Annotated in this window: 18 protein-coding genes and 1 tRNA gene; 8 read left to right on the top strand and 11 right to left on the bottom strand. The window is 54.5% G+C overall.

From position 1 onward, the window contains the following. Positions 1-588 precede the first annotated feature (588 nt). From ACYZTK_RS13995 to ACYZTK_RS13980, 4 genes are read left to right on the top strand one after another with little or no spacing between them, the layout of a single operon-like run. The gene (locus tag ACYZTK_RS13995) at positions 589-2154 is read left to right on the top strand and encodes a recombinase family protein (RefSeq protein ID WP_462010434.1); all 1566 of its coding nucleotides are present in this window, start codon (positions 589-591) and stop codon (positions 2152-2154) included. Then, the gene (locus ACYZTK_RS13990) at positions 2151-3062 is read left to right on the top strand and encodes a ParB/RepB/Spo0J family partition protein (RefSeq protein WP_462010433.1); all 912 of its coding nucleotides are present in this window, start codon (positions 2151-2153) and stop codon (positions 3060-3062) included. Before ACYZTK_RS13995 ends, ACYZTK_RS13990 begins: the two co-directional genes overlap by 4 nt. Continuing rightward, entirely contained in the window at positions 3062-3964 is a 903-nt protein-coding gene (locus ACYZTK_RS13985; protein WP_462010432.1) for a plasmid partitioning protein RepB C-terminal domain-containing protein, read from the top strand. Before ACYZTK_RS13990 ends, ACYZTK_RS13985 begins: the two co-directional genes overlap by 1 nt. A 40-nt stretch (positions 3965-4004) precedes the next feature. Continuing rightward, complete coding sequence (locus ACYZTK_RS13980) at positions 4005-4208, top strand: hypothetical protein (RefSeq protein WP_462010431.1); 204 nt, start codon at positions 4005-4007, stop codon at positions 4206-4208. A 223-nt stretch (positions 4209-4431) separates the two neighbouring features. Here ACYZTK_RS13980 and ACYZTK_RS13975 read toward each other — a convergent pair whose 3' ends face one another. Continuing rightward, the gene (locus ACYZTK_RS13975) at positions 4432-6888 is read right to left on the bottom strand and encodes an SIR2 family protein (protein WP_462010430.1); all 2457 of its coding nucleotides are present in this window, start codon (positions 6886-6888) and stop codon (positions 4432-4434) included. A 367-nt stretch (positions 6889-7255) separates the two neighbouring features. On the opposite strand from ACYZTK_RS13975, the gene ACYZTK_RS13970 reads away from it, so the two are divergent. From ACYZTK_RS13970 to ACYZTK_RS13960, 3 genes are all read left to right on the top strand, one after another. After that, positions 7256-7474, top strand: coding sequence for a hypothetical protein (locus ACYZTK_RS13970; protein ID WP_462010429.1), 219 nt, complete (start codon positions 7256-7258; stop codon positions 7472-7474). Between the two features lie 115 nt (positions 7475-7589). Next, positions 7590-8207 carry a recombinase family protein gene (locus ACYZTK_RS13965; protein ID WP_462010428.1) on the top strand — a complete coding sequence of 206 codons (618 nt, stop codon included), beginning with the start codon at positions 7590-7592 and terminating at the stop codon, positions 8205-8207. An 810-nt stretch (positions 8208-9017) separates the two neighbouring features. Beyond that, entirely contained in the window at positions 9018-12719 is a 3702-nt protein-coding gene (locus ACYZTK_RS13960; RefSeq protein ID WP_462010427.1) for an SIR2 family protein, read from the top strand. A gap of 377 nt (positions 12720-13096) precedes the next feature. On the opposite strand, the gene ACYZTK_RS13955 is transcribed toward ACYZTK_RS13960, so the two are convergent. From ACYZTK_RS13955 to ACYZTK_RS13925, 7 genes are all read right to left on the bottom strand, one after another. Beyond that, a tRNA-Thr gene (locus ACYZTK_RS13955) sits at positions 13097-13172 on the bottom strand. Positions 13173-13249: 77 nt separating this feature from the next. Then, the gene (locus ACYZTK_RS13950) at positions 13250-14074 is read right to left on the bottom strand and encodes an FkbM family methyltransferase (protein WP_462010426.1); all 825 of its coding nucleotides are present in this window, start codon (positions 14072-14074) and stop codon (positions 13250-13252) included. 345 nt (positions 14075-14419) lie between these two features. Then, complete coding sequence (locus tag ACYZTK_RS13945; RefSeq protein ID WP_462010425.1) at positions 14420-15649, bottom strand: methyltransferase; 1230 nt, start codon at positions 15647-15649, stop codon at positions 14420-14422. Beyond that, positions 15630-16319: an ABC transporter permease gene (locus tag ACYZTK_RS13940; RefSeq protein WP_462010424.1), complete on the bottom strand. Its 690-nt coding sequence runs from the start codon at positions 16317-16319 to the stop codon at positions 15630-15632. Before ACYZTK_RS13940 ends, ACYZTK_RS13945 begins: the two co-directional genes overlap by 20 nt. Continuing rightward, positions 16316-17011: an ABC transporter permease gene (locus ACYZTK_RS13935; RefSeq protein WP_462010423.1), complete on the bottom strand. Its 696-nt coding sequence runs from the start codon at positions 17009-17011 to the stop codon at positions 16316-16318. The genes ACYZTK_RS13940 and ACYZTK_RS13935 overlap by 4 nt, the downstream gene beginning before the upstream one ends. Before the next feature lie 78 nt (positions 17012-17089). Then, the gene (locus tag ACYZTK_RS13930) at positions 17090-17836 is read right to left on the bottom strand and encodes an ABC transporter substrate-binding protein (RefSeq protein ID WP_462010422.1); all 747 of its coding nucleotides are present in this window, start codon (positions 17834-17836) and stop codon (positions 17090-17092) included. A 13-nt stretch (positions 17837-17849) separates the two neighbouring features. After that, a complete protein-coding gene (locus ACYZTK_RS13925; protein WP_122841427.1) occupies positions 17850-18623 on the bottom strand; it encodes an ABC transporter ATP-binding protein in 774 nt (257 codons plus the stop codon). A 561-nt stretch (positions 18624-19184) separates the two neighbouring features. On the opposite strand from ACYZTK_RS13925, the gene gabP reads away from it, so the two are divergent. Next, the gene (gene gabP, locus ACYZTK_RS13920; RefSeq protein WP_462010421.1) at positions 19185-20576 is read left to right on the top strand and encodes a GABA permease; all 1392 of its coding nucleotides are present in this window, start codon (positions 19185-19187) and stop codon (positions 20574-20576) included. Positions 20577-20649: 73 nt separating this feature from the next. Here the strand turns inward: gabP and ACYZTK_RS13915 are convergent, their stop codons facing one another. The 3 genes from ACYZTK_RS13915 to ACYZTK_RS13905 are packed head-to-tail and all read right to left on the bottom strand — an operon-like array spanning position 20650 to position 22525. Further along, complete coding sequence (locus ACYZTK_RS13915; protein WP_462010420.1) at positions 20650-21102, bottom strand: hypothetical protein; 453 nt, start codon at positions 21100-21102, stop codon at positions 20650-20652. A gap of 6 nt (positions 21103-21108) precedes the next feature. Beyond that, a complete protein-coding gene (locus ACYZTK_RS13910) occupies positions 21109-21525 on the bottom strand; it encodes a hypothetical protein (protein WP_462010419.1) in 417 nt (138 codons plus the stop codon). Between the two features lie 37 nt (positions 21526-21562). Further along, positions 21563-22525, bottom strand: coding sequence for an alpha/beta hydrolase family protein (locus tag ACYZTK_RS13905; protein ID WP_462010418.1), 963 nt, complete (start codon positions 22523-22525; stop codon positions 21563-21565). Between the last annotated feature and the right edge of the window lie 92 nt (positions 22526-22617).

Raw genomic sequence — 22617 nt, 5'->3', positions numbered from 1 at the left:
GGCAGCAACCGTCCAAAAGCTGACACTCCGCCGAGCAAAAGCTACGCCGTCCAGCATGCGTTTAGTAATAGAGTGAACTGCTAACGTTAAATTGATAACTTGGAGCCCCCCCCCGACACGAACCTACTGAGCTAGATGACAGTGGTCAGGCAAGAGTCAATTCCCTCAATTACAGCCTGAAGCCTCTGTCTAAGTACAGGGAGCTCCGACACAGTCAGCGCGTGTGGCCTGCCCGCCATGCTCAGAAATGCAGCCAGCGCTAAGTCAGAATGCTTCACCAACGCCACCAAATGCTTACCACTCGGCCCGCTGCTCCCAGCCATCCAGTTTTTCACCGTTTTCTCGTTCGCATTCGTCCAACGCATCAAAGTCTTCGTCGCCTGGTGCGACCCTCCGAGTTCCATATGTAGTGCCCTAGCGATGCCGTCTGCGTACTGTTGTTGAGCCAGAAAAGAATTGCCCGTTTTCGTGAACATTTTTCCCTCCCCGGTCTTCTACCTTGTTTAGAGCCACTTTTTAAAAAACGACGTCACTGATCATGGCTCCGCGTTGCTTTCAGTGGCTGCTGATCTGATTGAGGACATGCCGATGCAAACTCTCATTGGCGCGTACAACACTAGCAATGCCTCAACCGCAGCCATGGCGGCGGCGTATGTGCGCATGTCCACAGAGCACCAGCAGTATTCGACAGAAAATCAGCTCGATACGATCCGCTTATACGCAGCAACCCATGCGCTGGAAATCAACAAGGTTTACACCGACGCGGGCAAAAGCGGCTTGCGCTTGGAAGGTCGTGATGCCCTCAAACAGCTTTTCTTCGATGTAGAGAAAGGGCTGGCCGATTACTCGACAGTCCTGGTCTATGACGTCAGCCGTTGGGGGCGCTTCCAAGATCCTGATGTCAGCGCCAGTTACGAGGTGCGCTGCCGGCAAGCTGGAGTATCGGTTCAGTATTGCGCAGAGCAGTTCACCAACGACGGCTCTCCGGTCTCCAATATCGTCAAAAGCGTTAAGCGCATGATGGCAGGCGAATACAGCCGAGAGCTCTCGGTGAAGGTATTTGCTGGCCAATCGCGCCTGATTGAGCTGGGGTATCGCCAGGGCGGCCCAGCGGGATACGGTTTGCGCCGGCAATTGGTCGACGGTCACGGCTCGCCAAAGAACGAATTGGGTCTTGGAGAACATAAAAGCATCCAAACAGACCGTGTGATTTTAGTTCCTGGCCCTCCAGCCGAAATTGAGATGGTGCATAACATCTACCATCTGTTCGTTGAGGAAGGCAGAAGTGAGCGTGAAATCGCGAACTGGCTGAACTCGCAGGGGGTGCTAAATGATCGCGACAAATCGTGGTCGCGAGGTACGGTTCATCAAGTGCTGATTAATGAAAAGTACATCGGCAACAACGTGTGGAATCACACATCTTTCAAGCTGAAACAAACGCACACGCAGAACCCACCTGATGAATGGATACGAGCGAACGAAGCCTTCTGCCCCATCGTGAGTGTCATTCTCTTCAAGGCTGCTCAGTCAATCATCCAAACGCGCTCCTACCGAATGCCCGACGAGGAAATGTTGCACGCCTTGAAGGCCATTTATCAGCGCACGGGTTATCTGTCGGGAATCGTCATCGACGAGTCTGAAGGGTGTCCGTCGAGCAGTGCCTACCAGCAGAGATTTGGAAGCTTGCTTCGATCTTACTCCCTGATCGGATACTCCCCTGCACGCGACTACCGGTACATCGAAGCCAACAAACGCCTGCGTCAGATGCACCCGCTTCTCCTACAACAAACGACTCAGAAGATTGCGGATGTTGGTGGGAAGGTCACTGTAGATCCATGCACCGACCTCATGGTGGTCAACCAGGAGATTTCGATTTCTCTGGTGCTGAGCCGTTGCCATGTGTCACCTACCGGCAGCAAAAGATGGAACGTCCGATTCGATTATGGATTGAGCTCAGACCTGACAATCGCGGTTCGAATGAAAGAGCAGGAAGAGGCGGCTCTGGATTACTACATTCTGCCAACGATCGACATTGAAACCCCTAGGCTCCGCCTTGCCGAAAGCAACCAGGCGAACCTCGAAATTTACCGGTTCGACACCTTGGAGGTCCTGTCTGAACTGGCACGCCGCAGTGAGTTTAGGAGGGTCGCATGACAGCTATCGAGACCCATCGCAGAGCGCTGATGCACATCGCCGAAGAGACGAACATTCAGCTCATTCCCATTGAAGAAATTCGGGTGCTTAATCCACGGGCACGTAATAAGCAAGTGTTTGCCAGGCTGGTTGAGAACATATCGGCGTTAGGCCTCAAGCGGCCGATCACGGTCGCCCCTACGATGGGCGGCACCGAGCCCTATGAAATCGTCTGTGGCCAAGGTCGCTTCGAAGCGTTGCAGGCACTGGGAGAGAAAAAAATCCCGTGCATCGTGGTAAGCGCCAGCGAAGCGGATCGATATCTGATTGGTTTAGTTGAAAACCTCGCACGTCGAAAACATTCCAATCGAGAGCTTTTGTCCTCAATCCAGCTCCTCTCAGATCGTGGTTATACCTGCCCGCAGATTGCTGAAAAAACCTGTTTGGATGCAGGTTATGTACATGGGATTTTGGTGCTGTTGCGTCAGGGCGAAGAGCGACTGATCGCAGCCGTGGAAAAAGGCTGGTTATCTATAAAATTGGCGATGGAAATTGCCCGTTCGAAGGATGTCGATCTTCAAAAAGCCATGATGGAGGCCTACGAAAGCGGTGTGCTCAAAGGCGAACAACTGATGAGGGTTCGCCGCCTCGTTGATAGGCGCAAAACCTTCGGAAAGCGGTACGGCCAGCAAGCACCTCGCGCCGAGAAACACACGCCCCAAAAGCTTCTAAAGGCTTATCAAATAGAAGTTCGCCGTCAGAAAGTCATGATCAAAAAGTCAGATATCAATGAGCAGCGGCTACTGATCATAGTCACCGCGATGCGCAAATTGCTCGCCGATGATTACTTTAAGACGTTGCTTCGTAACGAAGATATTCCGGATATGCCCAAGCCGCTGGCCGACCGGATCTTTGGAGAGACGCCGTAATGTCAGAGGTCAAGCAGGCATTCGAGAGTCGTGTAATCGCCATCCCCCTAAACCGAATCCTTCCATCGCGGAAGGTCGATCAACTGAAAACTGGCAGCAAAAAGTACGCAAGTATTTTGAGCTCGATTAGAGAGCTGGGCGTCGTTGAACCTTTGGTGGTTCATCCCAAGCCCCTCATCGCAGGTGGAGTATCTTCGTTCATGCTTCTGGACGGACATTTTCGTTTGGAGGCACTCAAGGCGTTAGGGGCGACTGAGGCGCTATGTTTGATTTCTACCGACGATGAAGCGTTTACCTACAATCGGCAAATCAACAGGCTGACGCCGATCCAAGAACACAAAATGGTCGTTACCGCTCTGAAAAAGGGTATTGAAGCTGCTCGGATTGCATCCGTGCTTGGGATCAATGTGGTTCGAGTTCACGAAAGAGAAACCTTGCTGAAAGGCATCGCACCTGAGGTAGCGGAGATGCTGAAGGTTCGCATGGTATCGCAGGACGTGTTTCGCGCTCTTCGACTCATGAAGCCTATCCGTCAAATCGAAACGGTTGAAATGATGATTTCAGCCAACTGCTTCACGCGAAATTATGCGCGGATGGTCTTGGCAGCATCTCGCCCTGAGATGCTGGTCGAAACAAAGAAAAAACCGAGTGACGTCAGTGCCGTCGATATTGCGCGCATGGAGCGCGAAATGGAAAACCTGCAGCATGATTACAAGCAGGTTGAGGACACCTTGGGCGAGACGATGTTGGTTCTGGTTGTGGCCAAAGGTTATCTGGTGCGCATTCTGCGCAATGAAGCGATCGCGGGCTATCTAACTCGCTATTACGCTGATTTGCTGGAAGAGCTCGTGTCCATAATGGAGGCAGTGACTTCTGACGCTAGGCAGCTTGAACGAGAATAGAAACCGCCAGCTACGCTTTCCTGTTCCACGGAGGAATACCATGCCCGACTCTGACCTACGCCCGTCTCTGCTATTCAAGATCAACGAAAACCAGCTCGCCCTGGAAGCCGCCATCATGGAGCTCATGATCTGGGACGAGCAGCGCGGTTCAGTTTTAGTCCGAGCAATGCGCGCGGCTGCAGACGATCGACGAAATGAGGACTTCATCAAGATGACGCTAGCCGTGCTCATGCCCCCCGAATGACTGCAATCGGCCAGAAGCGGACATTCGGCTTGAGTGTCTTTCGGGCAATTCTGACTGCGAGATATGACCGACAGCAACGGGGGGGAAGTTGACAGGGCTAGGTTGGCGGCGTGGGTGGACAGGATATACTGCGTGAGTAACGTACAAATTATCACGTATTAATACGATTGAATGAGTGGCGATAAAATAATACTTCTATCGCCACTCAGACGAACTCATATGCTCACTTGACTTTTCTAAAGTCCTTTATTAATGCGATTGTCTTATTTAGCCTCTCTAATGCTCTGAGCATAAAAGGTGTATTGAAGGTGGTATCACTCAATTCATTGATCAATCGCTCTGCATCAGTAGCCATCCGCTTGCATGCGTGTTCAAATTCCGTTTGATGGCGCTTAGATATTTTTGAATAACAAATATCATAATACTCCGAATACAATCCAAGCTGTCTGAACTTAAAAATATCATTGTCTATCTTGCAAAAAAGCTGATGTCCTTTAGAAAACAATTCAGGAGCTCTACTTAGAGTTGCAGGCTCAAGAGCCATCAGCAGGTACAGTCGGCCTTGCTGAGTATCGTGATGATTGGTGTGATAGTTTAATTTTTTCTTTGCGAGGGCGTAACTTTGATCAATATATTGCTGCGCCTTCTCATACTCTTTAAAAGGAATATGCGCCATCGCGTATTGCAGCCAAAAATGTGGGTCTGACTTCAACCAGTCAACGTTGGTTTTGAGTTTTTCATAGTAGTCGCGTATATTGGATTTCTTGTTAGCGTCTGGCAAAAGCCGTTCAATAAATGAAAATTTTACGAGAGAGCGAAATGCTTCGTTTTCTTCTTGGGATTTCTTGTCGAGCCTTCCATACTTCTGCGCTATTCGTAATAACTGCTCTTTGATATACGTTGATGGGAAATGATTTTTAATGAGGGACATACAAAACAGACTCGATCTTGTTTGCACTCCACCACTTGCTGGCTTGAAAAGCTGTTTGAAGGACTCATTGCTGCGTAACTTATCTGAGTAAATCTCATCGTTTAATGCTATTTCCGAAATAAAGCTATTTGTTGTCTGAAGCCCGATCACTTCTATTAATGCGATAGCGAACGCAGTATCGCGATAACTCTTGTGGACGCTAGAACTTAAATCAGGAAAAAAATTAAGTAGATTCTTAACTCGATCTTTTATTTGCGGTGAATCGAAAAGAGCGAGTAGTGCAAGAGATATCTGTGCATCATTTTCTTGGAGTACATATGAGATTTTTTGCTGCCTCGACATGTAAGCTTTATCGCCCCATGCCCCCAAGTTATCAAATATAGCGATTAGCTGTTCAATCTCCTCGATGGATAGCTCATCAATGCTCAGCTCTTGGTAGGAGAAGTTATGCTGCTTCAACTCATCACGAAGGCGCTCGTGGGCATGGAAGCGGGTTGACGTGATAGTCAGGATGTTCTCCGGCTGAAGAAGTCCAATTGTTTTAATTAGGTCCGGATGATGAGAATAATCGTCGATAATTATTACCGATTTTCGATTGCCTCTGATTTTCTCTATGTCTCCTTCAAAGTCTCCGGAAGGATCAGCTATCGTGTACACGTCATAGCCACGGGTAGACAAGAAAGGAAGTGCTTCCTTTAGCAATAAAGTTTTACCGTTACCGAAAGAACTACTAATCACCGTGTGCCGGTTAGCAAGCAAGAATCTATCTAGAATTTCCAGCTCCTTTCGCTTTATCATATAAGGAACTGGTTGCTGAGTTAATATACTTAAATCGACAAGATCTTGCTCTGTAGATCCATGAAGGATCAAACCGTCCACATCTTTGTCTCTAATTGTTCGCGATGCTTGGCTAGGCTCGTACCGCTCTAGAGCAGACAGTATATCCGGGTCAATAAGTTGCGTGGTTACTTGGCCTGCTATTTGCTCGCCAAAGTAATCCACGCCAACAGGAAGTACTGTTCCGTAATCTTCCAACACAGAAAGACTTTTCTCTGAAGGATCGATTTGAGTAACAAAATAGGTTTTCCGTTTCAGATCGGAGTTTTCATAAAGAATTTTTTGTATTTCTATATCGTACAAAGAATACCCAATAAAAACTAAGGCCGTGCATGTATCAAGGTCCCTTTTGAACTGGTAACTCCAGGGAGAATTTAAAAAGCCATCTGCGCTTATGTATGATGCCGCGCTTAACTTGAACGTCGTATTAAGCGTATCTGGGGTTAGAGAAGACGTTGAGCCGTTTAGATGAATACACAGATTTGATTTTTTAACATAATTGTGTGGAGAGCAGGAAATATCAACTGTCTCGACAAGCTTTGAGGTCTGGAGACCTGCTTGCTCTATTGCGTTATCGTAATTCGTCGTGTATATCCGACGCCAAGGTGCAGCGACAATCGATTCCTGCGCTGGAGTGGTTTTTTTGCACGTAAATGTGGTTTTTAGTAAATTGATTAGCTGCTCAATACTTTTATTTTTCTTTATGTAGTGCTGAGAAGCGTACCGAAGGTCGTCGTCCTCTCCAAATTCCCCGAGAGCACAAATTTTACGAGCAAGCGCAGAAGCTCGGGGCAGTTCTATATTTTCAATATTTATTGTATCGGAGGAAAAACCAGCCCCAGCAAATAGAATGGCTTTTCCAGAATTAATTAAACTAGCTACTTCTGAAATCGTCGTCGCGTGCGTTGACATTTTATCCTCCTGGTTATTTTAATCATGGCTCTATGCCGTCGATCTTTTACCACAGAATTGAGGATTTAGCCGCTGACTGATGGCAATTTGAGAGCATTGCTCTACTATTGCCTTGCGCTTCGGAGGCTTGAAGGGCACGCCTGCAGCGGGAGCGGGCCTCGCCTGAACGTCTGCTTATGGCGGTTCACTGCCGGTCATGATTGCTGAGGGCGCGGGGCAAATCCAGCGCAGATGACTGGCTAGGTTGAATGCAAATGAGTGGTCAAGGCATTGTAAATGCCCAGGTGTCAGCGGATCTGGAGAAGTGGCTAGAGCCAGCAGCGAATTCAGCTAGTCTTGCCGCACCAATTACTCAAGGACGGTACCCATGACGGACAACTCTGAAGCTAACATAGCCACAGCAGACGCACTCACACTGCTCCTGCACAACCAGCACGCCATATGTGCGGCCATGGAGGAAGTAACCAAGTGGCTTTCTGAGAATGGAGTGGGGAGCATTGCCGCTAACGCCATTGCTGCCATGGAAACGCTGGACCGTAACGCTCAAGAGATCACAGGCGCCATCATGCGACTGCGGCAGTTATAGGTATGCTTTAGCTGATACGCGCATCTTTAAATTTATTTGCCCTTTCCGCTTGATAAGTGACACCCATAGTGCAACAGTATTAGTAGAGCACCCTAACTGATACGTGAGGCACATCATGTTCATCCGCGCATATCTCCGAGCATCAACCGAAGAGCAAGACGCCAGCCGCGCCCAGGCCTCGCTTGAACAGTTCGCCAGCGACCGTAACAAGGACATTGCGAGCGTGTATCTGGAGAATGCCAGCGGCGCCTCCGCAGACCGGCCCGAGTTGCTGCGTCTGCTCAAAGATGCGCGCAAGGGTGATGTGCTGCTGGTGGAGTCGATAGACCGGCTTTCTCGCTTGCCGGTGGAGGACTGGCAGAAGCTCAAGACCACGATTGATTCCAAGGGCCTCCGCATCGTCGCGCTCGATCTGCCGACCAGTCACCAGGGAATGCAGGACACGAAGGGAGACGAGTTCACCGGGCGGATGCTGGGCGCTATCAACTCGATGCTGGTGGAAATGATGGCCGCCATTGCCCGCAAGGATTACGAGCAACGCCGCGAGCGCCAAGCCCAGGGTATTGAGAAGGCCAAAGCTGCCGGTAAGTATCAGGGCCGGCCGATCGATGAAGATCTGCACAAGCGCGTTACGGAACTGCTCGGTGCCGGCCTTGGCATCCGTGCAACAGCCAGGCACGCCAACTGCTCGACCACTACAGTCCTTAGGATCAGGGACTTGGCCAGTGCCTGAAAGCACCAATAAAAAGGCTTTACGGCCACTTGTCGGGACTGGAAAGTTAGCACTGCGCTGAGCTTCGATCTGCGTTGGCGATTTGGCAACACAACCAATTGGGTCACCACGAGCAAATCACTCACAATTTTCCAATGCGATGGAACGCCAGTTGGGGAACCCGCGTAGCACTCGCTCCGGAGTGCCTAAGCACCGTCGTGCTGATCACCTTCAAGAAAAAGCATGAGCATGACATGGTTCGAATCCAGAACCATTGAGCTGCTTTCAACAGTCTCTAAAGAAATCGATGATTTCCTAATCCTTAAAAGGCGAGAAAACTTCATAGTTCTTAAACAGTACACGCGTGGATCACTAGGCGGTAAGTTCACGGCGTAGCCAATTGTACGAACCGGCCTATTACCTCGGTGCTGACCATCGTGTACACCCAGGTTGAACCAATGCGCTCCGATAAAGGGACCGGTAGAGAGCAACCGTTGCAGCCCTTTGCGACAGAAAGCGGTTCCGAACGAGCAGCCATATCGAAGAATGCTTAAGTGCCGATACTTTTCATGGTATGAACAAGAGTTACTTGACGACAGGGTCGGCAGGCACTATTGATGCGCGCCAATACTGTGCGCTCGGTATCTGTTGAGCCACTGGCGGAGCAGGCATGTTCGCTGATGCGGCATTAGAATCTATGAACAGCATTGATAAATAGAGCTTATGAGATTCCATTCCGACGGCCCCTCTATACCAGATATCCTCCTACAGCGCTGTGATGCTGGTCGCGTCGTCTTTCTATGCGGCGCTGGGGTTTCGAAGCCATCTGGTATGCCTGATTTCGTCGAACTGACTCAGTACGTCATAGAGTTTTTCGACCCGCCAGCCGACTCAGAAATTATGACCGCATTTCGGCCATGGCTGGACAGTCAATCTGAAGCGAATGTCCCGCTCGACCAAATCTTCAACCTGCTCCATCTTGAATACGGCAAGGATGAAGTTAACGCTTTGGTCACAGAGCGGTTGAGTACTCCTCAACAAACCCAAGTTGTTGGACGCGAGCACGGTCTGATCAAGCGAATTTCTTCGAGTCAGAGCGGCGTGCCACAAATTGTCACGACAAACTTCGATCGATTGTTCGAGACAGGGCTGGGGGGAGAGCATCTGGTTTGGCATGTGCCGCCTGCTTTTCCCGATCTGAACTTTGGATCGAAGATTGAGGGGATCACTTACCTTCACGGACGACTGGTGGGCGCCGCCTCTGAAAATCATCCTTACGTGCTGAGCAGCGCCGACTTCGGGCGTGCCTACCTTTCAGAAGGATGGGCCACCAACTTTATCAGGCTCCTCCTCGAACGATATACAGTCGTTTTAGTCGGTTATCAGGCGGAAGACCCTCCAGTCAAATATCTCCTTCAGGGTCTCAACCATGACGGGCAGTTTGACCGGTCTAGACTCTATGCCTTTGACCGTGGGCTTTCCGAGGAAATTGAAGCTAAATGGAGGGATCGAGGTGTAACAGCAATAGCCTATTCCGATCATTCGGACCTGTGGAATAGCATGGAAGCCTGGGCAAGCCGCACCGACGATCCGCGCAGATGGCGTGCATCCATAATTGCTAAAAGCCAGCATGATCCGAAGGATCTATCACCTCATGAGCGCGGCCAAGTTGCTCATACTCTTCGCACGGTACAGGGGGCGAGATTGTTTTCGGAGACTGATCCAGCACCGCACCCTGAGTGGGTATGTGTGATGGATGCGAATGTCCGATCAGCTAAGCCGAGTAGCGGATATGGCCGTGACATAGAAACCTTCGACCCTCCAGCCGCTTACGGTCTTGATGACGATCTGGGGGATATCTCTGAGGAAGATCGCAGGCAGGGTGTTAGCAATGACAATCTCCTAGTGTGGCGCGAAGAAGACGACAATCCGCATGAATCTCATCGGTTGGGCGGGCGACTTGCAGAAGGTTTCGAAGTGACGCCGATAAGGCTTCGTCACCTTATTACCTGGATCAGCAAGTGCATCGACAGTCCTGTGTTGGCCTGGTGGGCCATTCGACAGAGCGGACTGCATCCACGATTGCTACAACAGCTTGAGTGGCAACTGGAGCAGTCAAAGTCTCTCAACGAGCGTGCTCGTCATATCTGGAACCTTATCCTCGAACACCATCGAGACCCTCGCAATCTTAAGTGGAATGGCGAATGGTTCGACTTGGAGGCGCGGGTTCATGCGGAGGGGTGGACGGCTAGTGTTCTACGAGAATTTCGGAGGGTTGCGACTCCCCGATTGGAGATTAAGCTGCCGCTTGGATTGAAGAAATCCAGACCGCCGTCGGTATCTTGGGAGGAAATTCATCTCGGCGACCTTGGTCAGTACGAAGTCGTGTTCCCTGATCGGCACGACGTAGATTTAGACGTCCCCGATAGTCAATTGCCGCAGGTATTTGGAATTATTGAGGAGCAGCTAACCGTGGCCTCAGGGCTACTGGGCGATATCGAAACCTCCTACTTCCATACCCCGACCTGCTATCCGGGCCGTGATGTCGATGGGGGTGACCGCATCACGGACGCCGCGGAGGTCGTGACTTGGTTCGTACAACTTTTTGACCGGATGGCTGCCAAATGGCCAGAACTGGCAAACGCACATGCAACGACTTGGCCCGCGACAGACCAGTTCTTCTTTCGAAAGCTCAAACTGTATGCGTTTAGTAAAGTAAACGTCTTCGAGGCAGACCACGTTGCTAAGGAAGTCTTGTGCTTAGATCAGGATACATTCTGGGACATCCGTGTGCTTCGAGAGCTTCTTTTCCTATTAGTGGATCGTTGGAGAGAGTTCTCTCAAGAAAACCGAAATCGACTCATCGACCGTATCTTGATAGGCCCCGATCAGCTATCTCATTGGCCTGATGAGGAGTTCCATGGGCTGCGGGATAACTTGGCCGTCAGATATGCTCGGTATCTCGAATTACGAGGATGTGAACTGACGGCAGATCGAAGTGAACGCCTTTCCATTTTGGCTAAAGGCATTCTTGAGTGGAACGACGCTTGGGCAACCTCAATGGTGATCGAGCGCGGTTCTTGCTCGGGGTGGGTTGCTACGGATGAGAAACCCGATGCAGTTTTGGACCTTCCTGTAACCGAGGTAATCTCCCAGGCAAAGGAAGACTTGAAGCGTGATTTTGACAGCCTCACTGAGAAGCGCCCCTTTACTGGTTTGGTAAAAGCCAATCCGCGGAAGGCCTTGTCTGCGCTTACGATTGCAGGAAGGGCTGGCGATTATCCAGAGGCGTTCTGGTCGCCCATGATCAATGAACTTCCCGCAGACGTCGCGCCTAGGCTGAGACGGGTATTCCTGCTCCGATTAACTCGACTTCCAAATGAGGTTATTGAAAAACTGCGCCATACCTTGGGCCAATGGCTCGAAAAGAACTTAGCCGCGGTTCTTGAGTTTGATGATGATCTCGGGTGGGCAGTCTACGATCATATCGTCGATGGCATCTTGAGCGGTGTAGCAGATGCAATGGGTCACGGTCTTGGTGAAGACCGCCAAGGTGGAGAAGTCATTCAACGGTCCCTGCGCACCCTCTACCATGCGAACAGCAGCCCAGTTGGTATGTGTGCTGCAGCCCTTCTCGATGCAGTACCCGGAGAGAAGCAGGAGGCCTTTTCACTGATCCCAGATCACATAAAGTCTCGTGCCGAACGCCTCTTCGCGGCACCAGGCGAGGGTTCTGATCATGCTGTGTCGGTCGTGTGCAAAAAGCTGAACTGGTTGATGTTCGTCGACCCTGCTTGGACTAAGGAACACCTAATTCCAATGCTGGCGTTCGAGCATCCAGCTTCGGAACCTGCATGGAACGGTTTTCTTCATAGCGGGCGGGCGCCTTGGTCGCCGTTGGCAGAGATCATCAAACCGCTCCTGCTTGAACTCTTTCCGCGGATAGAAGGATTTTCTTGGGAGCGTGAACTCTCAATCGTGGCGGCCCAATGGCTAGGCTCTATGCGGGTGTTTCATTCGACTGAGCCGAGCGGTCTTTCACAAAGCCAAATTCGTTCGGTCTTGCGAGCGATGACTGACGATACTCGGAACAGGTTCATTACCTGGCTGGGCCAAGTTGGGCAGGCAAACGAGAACGGCTGGGCCAAATACGTCATCCCCTTAATCAACGAGGACTGGCCGAGAGAGCGCCGATTTAGGACTTCCGCATCGATGAGAGCGTGGATCGGCTTGCTGGGTGGAACTGGCAATAGTTTCGCCGCCGTCTACGAAGCGGTGAAGAAATTCCTCGTGCCAGTGGAGACAAGTGACCACCCATTTTATAGGTTTACCCGAGAGATTAGTGATGAAAAGCCAATAACCGCTCTTTTTCCAGAGTCGACGCTGGATTTGATGAACAGAGCTACACCTCAGGTACTCAACCGCCCGACATCCGAGTTACCAAAAGTGCTAGCACTGATTGCGGAGACCGAGCCTGGCCTGACGTCAGATCCTCGCTATTTGCGCCTAATCGATCTTGTTGAACGAAGCTAGATTCCGGTCATACGTGATCGAACTTCCTAGACGAGCCTAGATCTCCTCTCCCATGGTGGGGGAGCACTTTTCCAGATCCGCTGACACCTAGGTAATTTCATTGGCTGCTTCGAGGGCAAGTCGGTTTCCTCAGTGAAGAGGCAAGGGCGGTAGGAGTTTGGGTCGGTGAATAAGAAGCGAGTGTCGGTTTTGCTGCGGGATATGGAAGTCCTTCCAGCCTGAACAAGCACAAAAGGTTACTCGGCAGGCCAGTCAAAAAGGCTGCAAGCAATTCCAGTCAACTGAGAAGCTGTGACCAAAGCTGTGACCAAATTGGGCATCAAACCTCAGAAACAAAAAAGGCCCACCTTTCGGTGAGCCTAAGTTGTTGATCTATATGGTGCCGGCACCAGGAGTCGAACCCGGGACCTACTGATTACAAGTCAGTTGCTCTACCAACTGAGCTATACCGGCGTGTTGGGCGACGATTATAGCGATTGGATTGGTTCTGTAAACCCCTGAATTCAGACTATTTTTGCGCAGGCCTTGGGTCAGGCGCGGCGCAGGGCTTTCTTGAGTTTGTGCAGGGCTTTCCAGGTGCGGCTGTTCTGGATGGCGTGCAGTTGCGCTTCGGCCTGTTCGGCGCGTTGTAGAGCGGCGGCGAGGTGGGGTTCTGGGTCGTTGAGGGGGTGGCTGAATTTGTGGCCGCGGCAGAGCTGGAAGTTGTCCAGGTTGCACGGCGGGATGTCGAAGGCGGGTTTGAGGTTGAGGTGTTCTTCGGCGAGGTAGTAGGTGTTAAGGCCGTCGAACAGGATGGCGTGGTAGCCGGCGTTGGTGACCAGGGGGTCCCAGGTCTGGTTGCGCTCCCACGGGGTCTCGATGAGGATGATCCAGGGGCGCCACTGGCTGAAGTCCATGCCGCGCAGCACGGTTTCTTCGTGGCCTTCGACGTCGATTTTCAGGAAGTGGATGGGTCGGCCGTGGGCGTGTTGTTCGCAGATGGAGGTCAGGGTGCGCGATTGCACGGTGTGGCTGCGCACGTCCATGCCGGCGTCTTTGTGCTGCTGGGCCACGGTCGGTTCGAGGGTCGACAGGCCGGTGCCGGCGATGCCGTAGAACGTGAGGTCCTGGGCGTTTTCGCCAGCGACGCATTGCAGGTTGGTGTCTTTGGGGCGTTGTTCGCACAGGGCCTGGTAGTAATTGGCCACTGGTTCGACGTTGATGCCGGTCCAGCCGTGATCATAGAACGCCTTGGTGACTGAGTCGTGGGCTGGATGGTTGGCGCCGATGTCGATGTAGAAGCCGTTTTCGACGTTGCGCAGCGCGCGCCACAGGCGGATGTCTTCGAAGTTCTGTGCGTAGGAAATAAACGTCACGGTCACATCCTGTCGTTCGTTTTTATTCTTGATGATGGCCGCGCGGTCGGCGTGCTGTTTGTCTGTATAGCAAGGGTCGCGGGCGGGGTGCAAATGTCTGTTGGTGGGGTCCCGTATTCGGCGGTTATGTCCTTTTCGCCGATTGCTTATGCACAACTCGCGTGGTGGCCGTTAGCATCCATCCGCGATTTTGTGGAGTTGTTCTCATTTGCTCGCAAATGCCTGTTTTTTGGGTTTTTTATTCATGTGTACGAAAAATGAACACAGGTGTTTCAGGCGGGAAACACGTGTAAACATTGGATCCAGGATAATTTCATCAACAGAGTTATCCACAGGCTGCGAGCTCTAGGAACGTTCGCCAAGGATCAGCAGATTACGCGGAGTCAGGGGGCTGTCGCAGAAGGTTCCCAGCTGAACGGTGTAACCCTGCTCGCACAGGAAAAGTGCCCGATCAAGCACCAGCCACAACTCCAGTGGACGTCGGAAAAGTCCGCGCAAGAGCTCCAGATTGCGCACGTTTGCCAGGCGCTGCCAGCCGGCGGCTTCCAGGGCGCGCCAGTCTTGAGGACCGATTGTGGATAAGTCCTTGAGTGCGGCCAAATGATGGCAGTACTCGGCGAACGATTTTTCCAGCCAGGCGGTGGGGAGGGAACGGGTGGGCAGGTATTCGTCGACTCCGCGCAGTTGCCGTTGCAGCAGGTCGAAGCCCAGGCGGCGTGCCATGGAGGTATCCCGCTGGTGGCGCACGCGGGCGCCAGCTGTGACGGTTTCGCTCGCGGGCAGCGCCAGGTCGTCGAGGGAGAGATGCAGGGTGGAGCGCTTGCCCGGGGACGAAATCGCCTCATGGGCGTCAAGGCTGATGCGGTTGTAGCAGCAGGGTGCGATGGCCAGTTGTTTGCACCCCGCAGCGCTGGCGAGCTGGATCAGCCTGACGTGCAGATCACCGCAGGCGTGCAGTGCTACTGGCGTATGGCCGCTGTTCAGCAGGGAAGCGGCTTCGGCGGCGAGTACATCTTGTCCCACGTGTAGCGCGTGCAAGTGATGACGCTGGCTGAGGGCCTGGCCGCTGGCGACCAGGGCCGGGTCGTACTCCAGGCAGGTGAGTTGCTGTCCGGCCTGCAACAAACGTCGGCCCAGGTGTCCCTTGCCAGCGCACCAGTCGAGCCAATGCTTTGGCTGCTGGGTGAATTTCAATCGGCTGGCGAACGCTTCGATCTGTTGCCATTTGCGCCCCGGCACATCGACATTAAGCCGGTGCCCGGCCTCTTCAAGCGTATGGGCCGGCAATTCGCCGATGGCGCTCAATTGCAGTGATTGTTCCGCCAGCGAAGCGAAAGGCTCCGGCGCGTCCAGCAGGGCGGGGTGGTTGTGTGCGAGTTCTGCATCTTCAAGTGAACGGCTGCGTAGCCAAAGCGCCAGTTCCGCGTAGGACGCTTCCCAAGGAAGTTGCAGATGGGTGAACGGTCGCGGCTTCCACAGCGCTTGATGCTCGATCAGAAAAGCATCCAGCGCAGCGAAACGGGCGAGCAGGTCCTCGCCCGTCAGTACGGGGCGATCAACGCCCTTGGCAGGCATCGACGCGCAGCCAGCGTTCCAGCAGCTTGAAGCCGCGCACCAGGACGAAGGCCATGAGCAGGTAGAACATGCCTGCCGCGAAGAAGATCTCCACCGGCAGGTAGGTGCGGGCAATGATGGTGCGGGCCATGCCGGTCAGTTCCAGCAAAGTCACGGTGCTGGCCAGGGCGCTGGCCTTGAGCATCAGGATCACTTCGTTGCTGTAGGCCGGCAGGCCGATGCGCGAGGCGCGGGGCAGGATGATGTAGAACATCGCCTTGGCGCGGGACATGCCCAGCGCCCGCGCAGCCTCGATTTCGCCCTTGGGAATCGCCTGGATCGAACCGCGCAGGATCTCGGCGATGTAGGCCGCGGTGTGCAGGGTCATGGTCGCGGTAGCGCACCAGAACGGATCACGCAGATACGGCCACATTGAACTGTTGCGCACCGCGTCGAACTGCGCCAGGCCGTAGTAGACGAGGAACAATTGAACCAGCAGCGGCGTGCCACGGAAAAAGAAAATGTAGGCGTAGGGGAATGCGCGCACGTACCACAGGCGTGACGAGCGGGCGATGCCCAGCGGAATCGCCAGCAGCAACCCGGCAATCACGGCGATGGCCACCAGTTCCAGGGTCAGGGTTGCGCCCTGGGCCAGCTTCGGCAGCCACTTGATGATGACTTCCCAGTTCATTGGGTGCTCCTTGCGAACCCGCGACTGGCGCGTTTTTCCATGAAATGCATGCCGATCATGGCGAGAATCGTCAGGCCCAGGTACATGAACGCGGCAACCATATAGAAGGTGAACGGTTGCTTGGAGACGGTTACGCCGATTTGCGCATGGCGCATGATTTCTTCCAGGCCGATGACAGACACCAGTGCCGTGTCTTTCATCAGGATCATGAACAGGTTGCCCAGGCCCGGCAGGGCGATGCGCCACATCTGCGGCATGATCAGCTTGGTGAAGATGCGAAATTTCGACAGGCCCAAGGCTACGCCGGCTTCACGGTGGCCCTTGGGAATGGCCAGGATCGCGCCGCGAAATACTTCCGTGGCGTATGCGCCGAAGCACAGGCCAAGGGCAATCACGCCAGCGGCGAAGGCATTGAGTTCCAGGTCGGGGTTACCGAAGAACTCGCCCAGTTCGCGCATCAGGTTGACCGTACCGAAGTAGATCAACAGCACCCAGAGCAGCTCCGGGATGCCACGCACCAGGGTCGAATAAGTGCCGCCAAGCCATTGCAACGGCTTGTACGGGGAAGTCTTGGCCAAGGCGCCGAGCAGACCGAGCACCAGCCCCAGGCACAAGGCCGAGAGTGCCAGTTTTACAGTCATCAGCGCGCCAGCGGCGAGCGCCGGGCCGAATCCGTAGAGATCGATAGTCATGGATTTCTTTTCAAATCGCGGCAGGCAATGCCAGGGGCTGGCGCCGTCAGTGAACGGCACCCGCCAGGCAAGTCAGAATCAATAGATGCTGAAAGGGAAATACTTGTCGTTGATCTTCTTGTAGGTGCCGTCGGCAACGATTTCTTTCAGCGCGACGTTCAGCTTCTCGCGGATCGGGTCGTTTTTACGCACAGCGATACCGATCTTGTCGCTTTCTTCCACTGGGTCACCCTTGAACTCGTAAGGACGGCCGGCGTCGCTTTTCAGCCACTCGTAGTTGACGTACTTGTCCGCCAGGATGCCGTCCAGACGACCGGAGGTCAGGTCCAGGTAAGCGTTTTCCTGGGTGTCGTAGAGTTTGACTTCAACGCCTTCCATGTTGTCTTCCATCCAGGTGCCGGCGAGGGTCGCACGTTGTGCGCCGATCACTTTGCCTTGCAGGGAAGCCTTGTCGGTCTTGAACTCTGCGTCTTTCTTGGCGATGAACTGCAGCTTGTTGGAGTAGTACGGGTCGGTGAAGTCCACTGCCTGCTTGCGCTCGTCGGTGATCGACATCGAGGAGATCAGGAAGTCGAACTTCTTGGCGTTCAGGGCCGGAATGATCCCGTCCCAGTCGGAGGTGACCACCGTGCACTCGACTTTCATCTTGGCGCACAGGGCGTCGCCGATTTCCTTGTCGAAGCCGACCACATTACCGCTGGCATCTTTGTTATTGAACGGCGGATAGGCCGCTTCAATGCCCATCTTCAGGGTTTCGGCCATGGCACCGGCGCTGAACGCCAGGGAAACGGCGGCAGCCAGGAAGACCTTTTTGTAATTCTGCATGCGGGTAGCTCCGTTAGCGGTTGCTGGACATGAATTGTTTGCAGCGCGCCGAAAGCGGGTTTTCGAACACCTGCTGTGGCGATCCTTGCTCTTCTACCAAGCCTTGGTGCAGGAACACCACTTCGCTGGACACCTGGCGGGCGAAACCCATTTCGTGGGTGACCAGCAGCATGGTACGGCCTTCCTCGGCCAATGCGCGGATGACATTAAGTACTTCCTGAACCATTTCCGGGTCAAGGGCGGAGGTGGGCTCGTCGAACAGAATCACCTTGGGCTGCATCGCCAGCGTGCGGGCAATGGCCGCGCGCTGCTGCTGGCCGCCGGACAATTCGGCGGGGTAGGCATGGCGCTTGTCCGCGATGCCGACCTTGGCCAGCAAGGCTTCGGCGACTTCGGTGGCTTCGGCCTTGCTCTGGCCGAGCACCCGGCGCGGCGCTTCGATGATGTTGTCGAGCACGCTCATGTGCGGCCACAGATTAAAGTTTTGAAACACAAAACCAATCTCGCTGCGCAGGCGATTGATCTGCTTGCCGTCGGCAGCGACCAGTTCGCCGTTCTTCGCGGCCTTGAGCTTGAGTTCTTCACCGGCTACCAGAATCTGGCCCTGGTGCGGGTTTTCCAGCAGGTTGATGCAGCGAAGGAACGTGGACTTGCCGGAACCGGAGGAACCCAGGATCGAGATCACATCGCCGTCGCGGGCGGTCAGCGAGATGCCTTTGAGCACCTCAAGCGAACCGTAGCGTTTATGCAAGTTGCGGATTTCAAGCGCGGGCGCGGCCTCAGCCATGTGCGTTCCTCATTAAGTGTTGCTCCTGCTGTTGGCGGCCTTCCTGGCGAGGCGGCCAAGCTAGCATAGCGTCTGAATGGCAGCCAACAGCACTACGGGCAGTAAACGGATGTCATGTGGCAGGTTGTCGCATCGTCAAAGCAGACTGTCGCGCTGCTATCAACCGAACAGGTGTTTGAACACGTCCGTTAAGGAGAAAACGATAGGCCTGCCGCAAAAAAAGGCGCGATGTTGCCAGCTTTGCCGGGGGGTTGGAAGCGTTAACCGGACAAACGTTCCTGATCTGCACTTTTATTGTGCGACTGGCATTTTTTGTTGTGTTTCTGGTGCGGCAAATTGTCCAGAAAGTGAGTCGGAGGGTAACGCTCTGGCGAATTGCCATTAATCTCAAGGACTTGCGATGACCGTCCGGTCAGCATGAGAGCCCCGGAGCCGGGGAGTTCGTAACATTTTGGCGCAATTATTGCGTGCGGAATAAGGAACGCTCCGTTGGTTTCTTTTTACGAGAGAGAGCCAGCGGCGAACTCAATGCTTGCGCTTTTCCTTACAAAGGTAGTTTTAATGAGCAGTACCGCAGATTCCAATGGCCTCGAACAGGGGCTCAAACCGCGTCATGTGACCATGCTGTCGATCGCCGGGGTTATCGGTGCCGGGCTGTTCGTCGGCTCCGGTCATGCCATCGCTGCAGCGGGCCCGGCCGTGCTCCTGGCCTACGCCGCCGCCGGTACCCTGGTGGTATTGGTAATGCGTATGCTGGGTGAGATGGCCGTTGCTTCGCCGGACACCGGCTCGTTTTCAACGTATGCAGATCGGGCGATCGGTCACTGGGCCGGTTTCACTATCGGCTGGCTGTACTGGTGGTTCTGGGTCCTGGTGATCCCGCTGGAGGCCAACGCCGCTGCGACCATCCTGCATGCCTGGTTCCCGAACATCGCGATCTGGGCGTTTACGTTGATCATCACCCTGCTGCTGACAGCGACCAACCTGTTCAGCGTGAAGAATTACGGTGAATTCGAGTTCTGGTTCGCGCTGATCAAGGTCATCGCCATCGTCGGCTTCGTGGTACTCGGCATCATGGCCATTTTCGGCTTCCTGCCGACCAGCCAGGTCAGCGGTGTTTCTCACCTGTTCGATACTCAGGGCTTTATGCCTAACGGGATGGGCGCGGTACTGGCGGCGATCCTGACCACCATGTTCTCGTTCATGGGCACCGAGATCGTGACCATCGCCGCTGCGGAATCGAAGAACCCTGGCCAGCAAATCTCCAAGGCCACCAATTCGGTGATCTGGCGGATCGGCTTGTTCTACCTGGTGTCGATCTTCATTGTGGTTTCCTTGGTGCCGTGGAACGATCCGGTCCTGGCCAGCGTTGGTTCCTACCAGACCGTACTTGAGCGCATGGGCATTCCAAATGCCAAGATGATCGTCGATATCGTGGTGCTGGTTGCGGTCACCAGCTGCCTGAACTCGGCGCTGTACACCGCCTCGCGCATGATGTTCTCCCTGGGCAAGCGTGGCGATGCGCCAGCCGTGTCCAAGCGCACCAACGGCAGCGGCACGCCGTACTGGGCAGTGATGCTGTCGACTGCTGCAGCGTTCCTCGCCGTTTTCGCCAACTACGTCGCGCCTGCGGCGGTGTTCGAATTCCTGCTGGCCAGCTCCGGCGCAATCGCCTTGCTGGTATACCTGGTGATCGCGGTTTCGCAACTGCGCATGCGCAAGCAGCGCGCGATCACCGGCGAGAAAATTGCCTTCCGCATGTGGCTGTTCCCTGGCCTGACCTACGCGGTGATCGTGTTCATCGTTGGCGTGCTGACGATCATGCTGTTCCAGGAAGCCCATCGCGTGGAGATCCTCGCGACCGGTTTCCTCAGTCTGATGGTGGTAGGCGCCGGCTTGTTCGTGGCGCGCCGTCGCAAGCAGCAGAAGCTGGGTGCTGCAGTGCTGAACTGATGTGTAGCGGGTAAAGCAAAACGACCGCTGTCAGTGATGACAGGCGGCCGTTTTTGTTACCGCGGGCGCTGCGTTACTCGAGCTTTTCTTCCTGCGCATCCAGCGCCTGGCCATATTGGTCCAGTGCAGCGCTGAAGTCGGTGATGAACTGTGGCTCGGTTATCCAGGCCTGGGCGGTTTCGCGGTCCATGCCGTCGGCCCACATGCGGTAGTCGATCAGCATGTCGGCGGCCAGGTGGGTCGCGGCCATGCCTTCGTTGTCGGCGTTTTCCATGTCGAGCAGGTCGGGATGCTCGGAAATGATGACAGCCAGCTCGGCCAGCAGGGTCTGCAGCATGTCGCTGCGGCTGACTGCTTCGGCTGCATGCATTTTGCTGAACATGGCCAGGGTGTATTCCGGGATCGGCTCGCCCAGTTCGCCCAGGTCATCGTCCAGCGCGGCGGGTTTGCGGCCGTGGATGTTGATTTGTTTGGCTTTGATTTTTGCGCGCTTGGCGCGTTTTTGCTGCTTGTTCAGGGAGGCCATGAGAACTCAGTTCGGTTTCTGTGGGTTTTGGGCTGCGATGGCTTCGGAGGCCGCCACGTAATCAACCTGGAAGGCTGGGGACTCGATCCACGCCAGCGCACCGGCTTCGTCGGTTTCGGTGGACCATTGGCGAAACTCGATCAGCGCACCAATGATGAAATCGGTCGCGATTTCCTCGCCTTCCTGCTCCAGCACCAGTGCGAGCAACGGGTGCTCGAGGAAGGCCGTGCACATGGCCTGCTGGCTGATTTTCTGGGCGTCGAGCATTTCCTTGAACAGTTCGGTCAGGTCTACCGAGTCAAAGTCGATGCGATCGTCGTTCGGGTCCAGTTCGACCGGCGCGGTGGCCCGCTGGCTGCGGTTCTGCTTGGCCTTGGCTTTGGCACGGGTGGCGCGTTTTTGCTGCTTGTTGGCGGAGGCCATGGGCGTCGTTCCGTATTTCGTTGAGGAGGCGCATCAGTCAGCTGCGTGGCACTAGCCGCCCGGGAGTATCGGGGGCCAGTTCGCCGCTCTGCAGCCAGGTCAATGCAATGGGCCATAGTGTGGCTTGGTATGCGCTGCGAAAAAAGGCGAAATGTCCGACTTCTGCTTGCCCGATGTCTTCGGGGGCGATGCGCAGGTGGGTTTTGCGGCTGTGGGTGAAGTAGCCAAGCAGGCGTTCGATGGCCGGGATGGTGCCGTAGGGATCGTCGCTGACGCTGATGGCCAGCACTTGCGCCCTTACCGCAGAAAAGCTTGTCACATGAATGTCCCGGCCACTCGGGCGCGTTTCATACCGCGCGGTGGGTGTGCTCCAGTCACGGACCACGCCGGCGGGGGTGTCTTCCAGCCAGCCCAGGCGTTTGCCCGGAAAATAACCGCAGAGCATCGTCAGAAATGGCATAACCACGTGCCACTTGCCGAACATCCGCCACCGATGCGCGGGCGCATAGTCGCGCCAGTAAGCGAATTGCGCTCCAACCGTAACCAGGCGTCGAATTACCTGCCCCGAGGCTCCCAGGCCTGCTGCACAGCCTCCAAAGCTGTGAGCCACGACATCGATGGGCTGGCCGGGGAAATCGCGCTGTGCGCGCTTGAGCATCGCCTCGAAATCCAGGGTGCCCCAGTCGGACCATGTCGCCTTGAGACCTTTCAGCGAAGCAGGGCGCGATTCGCCGATCCCGCGGTAGTCGTAAGTGATGACATCGAAGCCATTGGCGTGCAAGAAGTCGGCAAACCGCGAGTAGTGGCGGCAGCGTACGGAGGTGGCAGCGTTGATGATTACCACCGGGCGGGCGCTGTCATGGGAGGCATGACGCCAGGTGAAACCGCCGAGGGTGAAGCCGTCTGCGGCAAGCTCCCTGAACGGTGCGCCGGGAGCGGAGGCGGGCAGCGGCAACTCGATTTGACTGGGGGCCAGTGAAGGCATGTCCTGCAGATTCATCGGCGTCTTACCATTGCGGATAGCTGCCAACGATAGTCTTTGGGAGGGAGTTGGACAATCCACTTGGATGCATCAAAACGGAAATGGGTCCA

It is taken from the genome of Pseudomonas sp. LB3P31, from assembly GCF_054897945.1.
The sequence above is the reverse complement of the archived record's forward strand: the minus strand, read 5'-3'. Positions and strand labels throughout refer to the sequence as shown.

What these genes read in the sequence shown, in the direction of transcription:
- ACYZTK_RS13995 (WP_462010434.1), top strand. Translation starts at nt 589, where the DNA reads ATGCAAACTCTCATTGGCGCGTACAACACTAGCAATGCCTCAACCGCA.
- ACYZTK_RS13990 (WP_462010433.1), top strand. Translation starts at nt 2,151, where the DNA reads ATGACAGCTATCGAGACCCATCGCAGAGCGCTGATGCACATCGCCGAA.
- ACYZTK_RS13985 (WP_462010432.1), top strand. Translation starts at nt 3,062, where the DNA reads ATGTCAGAGGTCAAGCAGGCATTCGAGAGTCGTGTAATCGCCATCCCC.
- ACYZTK_RS13980 (WP_462010431.1), top strand. Translation starts at nt 4,005, where the DNA reads ATGCCCGACTCTGACCTACGCCCGTCTCTGCTATTCAAGATCAACGAA.
- ACYZTK_RS13975 (WP_462010430.1), bottom strand. Translation starts at nt 6,888, where the DNA reads ATGTCAACGCACGCGACGACGATTTCAGAAGTAGCTAGTTTAATTAAT.
- ACYZTK_RS13970 (WP_462010429.1), top strand. Translation starts at nt 7,256, where the DNA reads ATGACGGACAACTCTGAAGCTAACATAGCCACAGCAGACGCACTCACA.
- ACYZTK_RS13965 (WP_462010428.1), top strand. Translation starts at nt 7,590, where the DNA reads ATGTTCATCCGCGCATATCTCCGAGCATCAACCGAAGAGCAAGACGCC.
- ACYZTK_RS13960 (WP_462010427.1), top strand. Translation starts at nt 9,018, where the DNA reads ATGCCTGATTTCGTCGAACTGACTCAGTACGTCATAGAGTTTTTCGAC.
- ACYZTK_RS13945 (WP_462010425.1), bottom strand. Translation starts at nt 15,649, where the DNA reads ATGCCTGCCAAGGGCGTTGATCGCCCCGTACTGACGGGCGAGGACCTG.
- ACYZTK_RS13940 (WP_462010424.1), bottom strand. Translation starts at nt 16,319, where the DNA reads ATGAACTGGGAAGTCATCATCAAGTGGCTGCCGAAGCTGGCCCAGGGC.
- ACYZTK_RS13935 (WP_462010423.1), bottom strand. Translation starts at nt 17,011, where the DNA reads ATGACTATCGATCTCTACGGATTCGGCCCGGCGCTCGCCGCTGGCGCG.
- ACYZTK_RS13930 (WP_462010422.1), bottom strand. Translation starts at nt 17,836, where the DNA reads ATGCAGAATTACAAAAAGGTCTTCCTGGCTGCCGCCGTTTCCCTGGCG.
- ACYZTK_RS13925 (WP_122841427.1), bottom strand. Translation starts at nt 18,623, where the DNA reads ATGGCTGAGGCCGCGCCCGCGCTTGAAATCCGCAACTTGCATAAACGC.
- gabP (WP_462010421.1), top strand. Translation starts at nt 19,185, where the DNA reads ATGAGCAGTACCGCAGATTCCAATGGCCTCGAACAGGGGCTCAAACCG.
- ACYZTK_RS13915 (WP_462010420.1), bottom strand. Translation starts at nt 21,102, where the DNA reads ATGGCCTCCCTGAACAAGCAGCAAAAACGCGCCAAGCGCGCAAAAATC.
- ACYZTK_RS13910 (WP_462010419.1), bottom strand. Translation starts at nt 21,525, where the DNA reads ATGGCCTCCGCCAACAAGCAGCAAAAACGCGCCACCCGTGCCAAAGCC.
- ACYZTK_RS13905 (WP_462010418.1), bottom strand. Translation starts at nt 22,525, where the DNA reads ATGAATCTGCAGGACATGCCTTCACTGGCCCCCAGTCAAATCGAGTTG.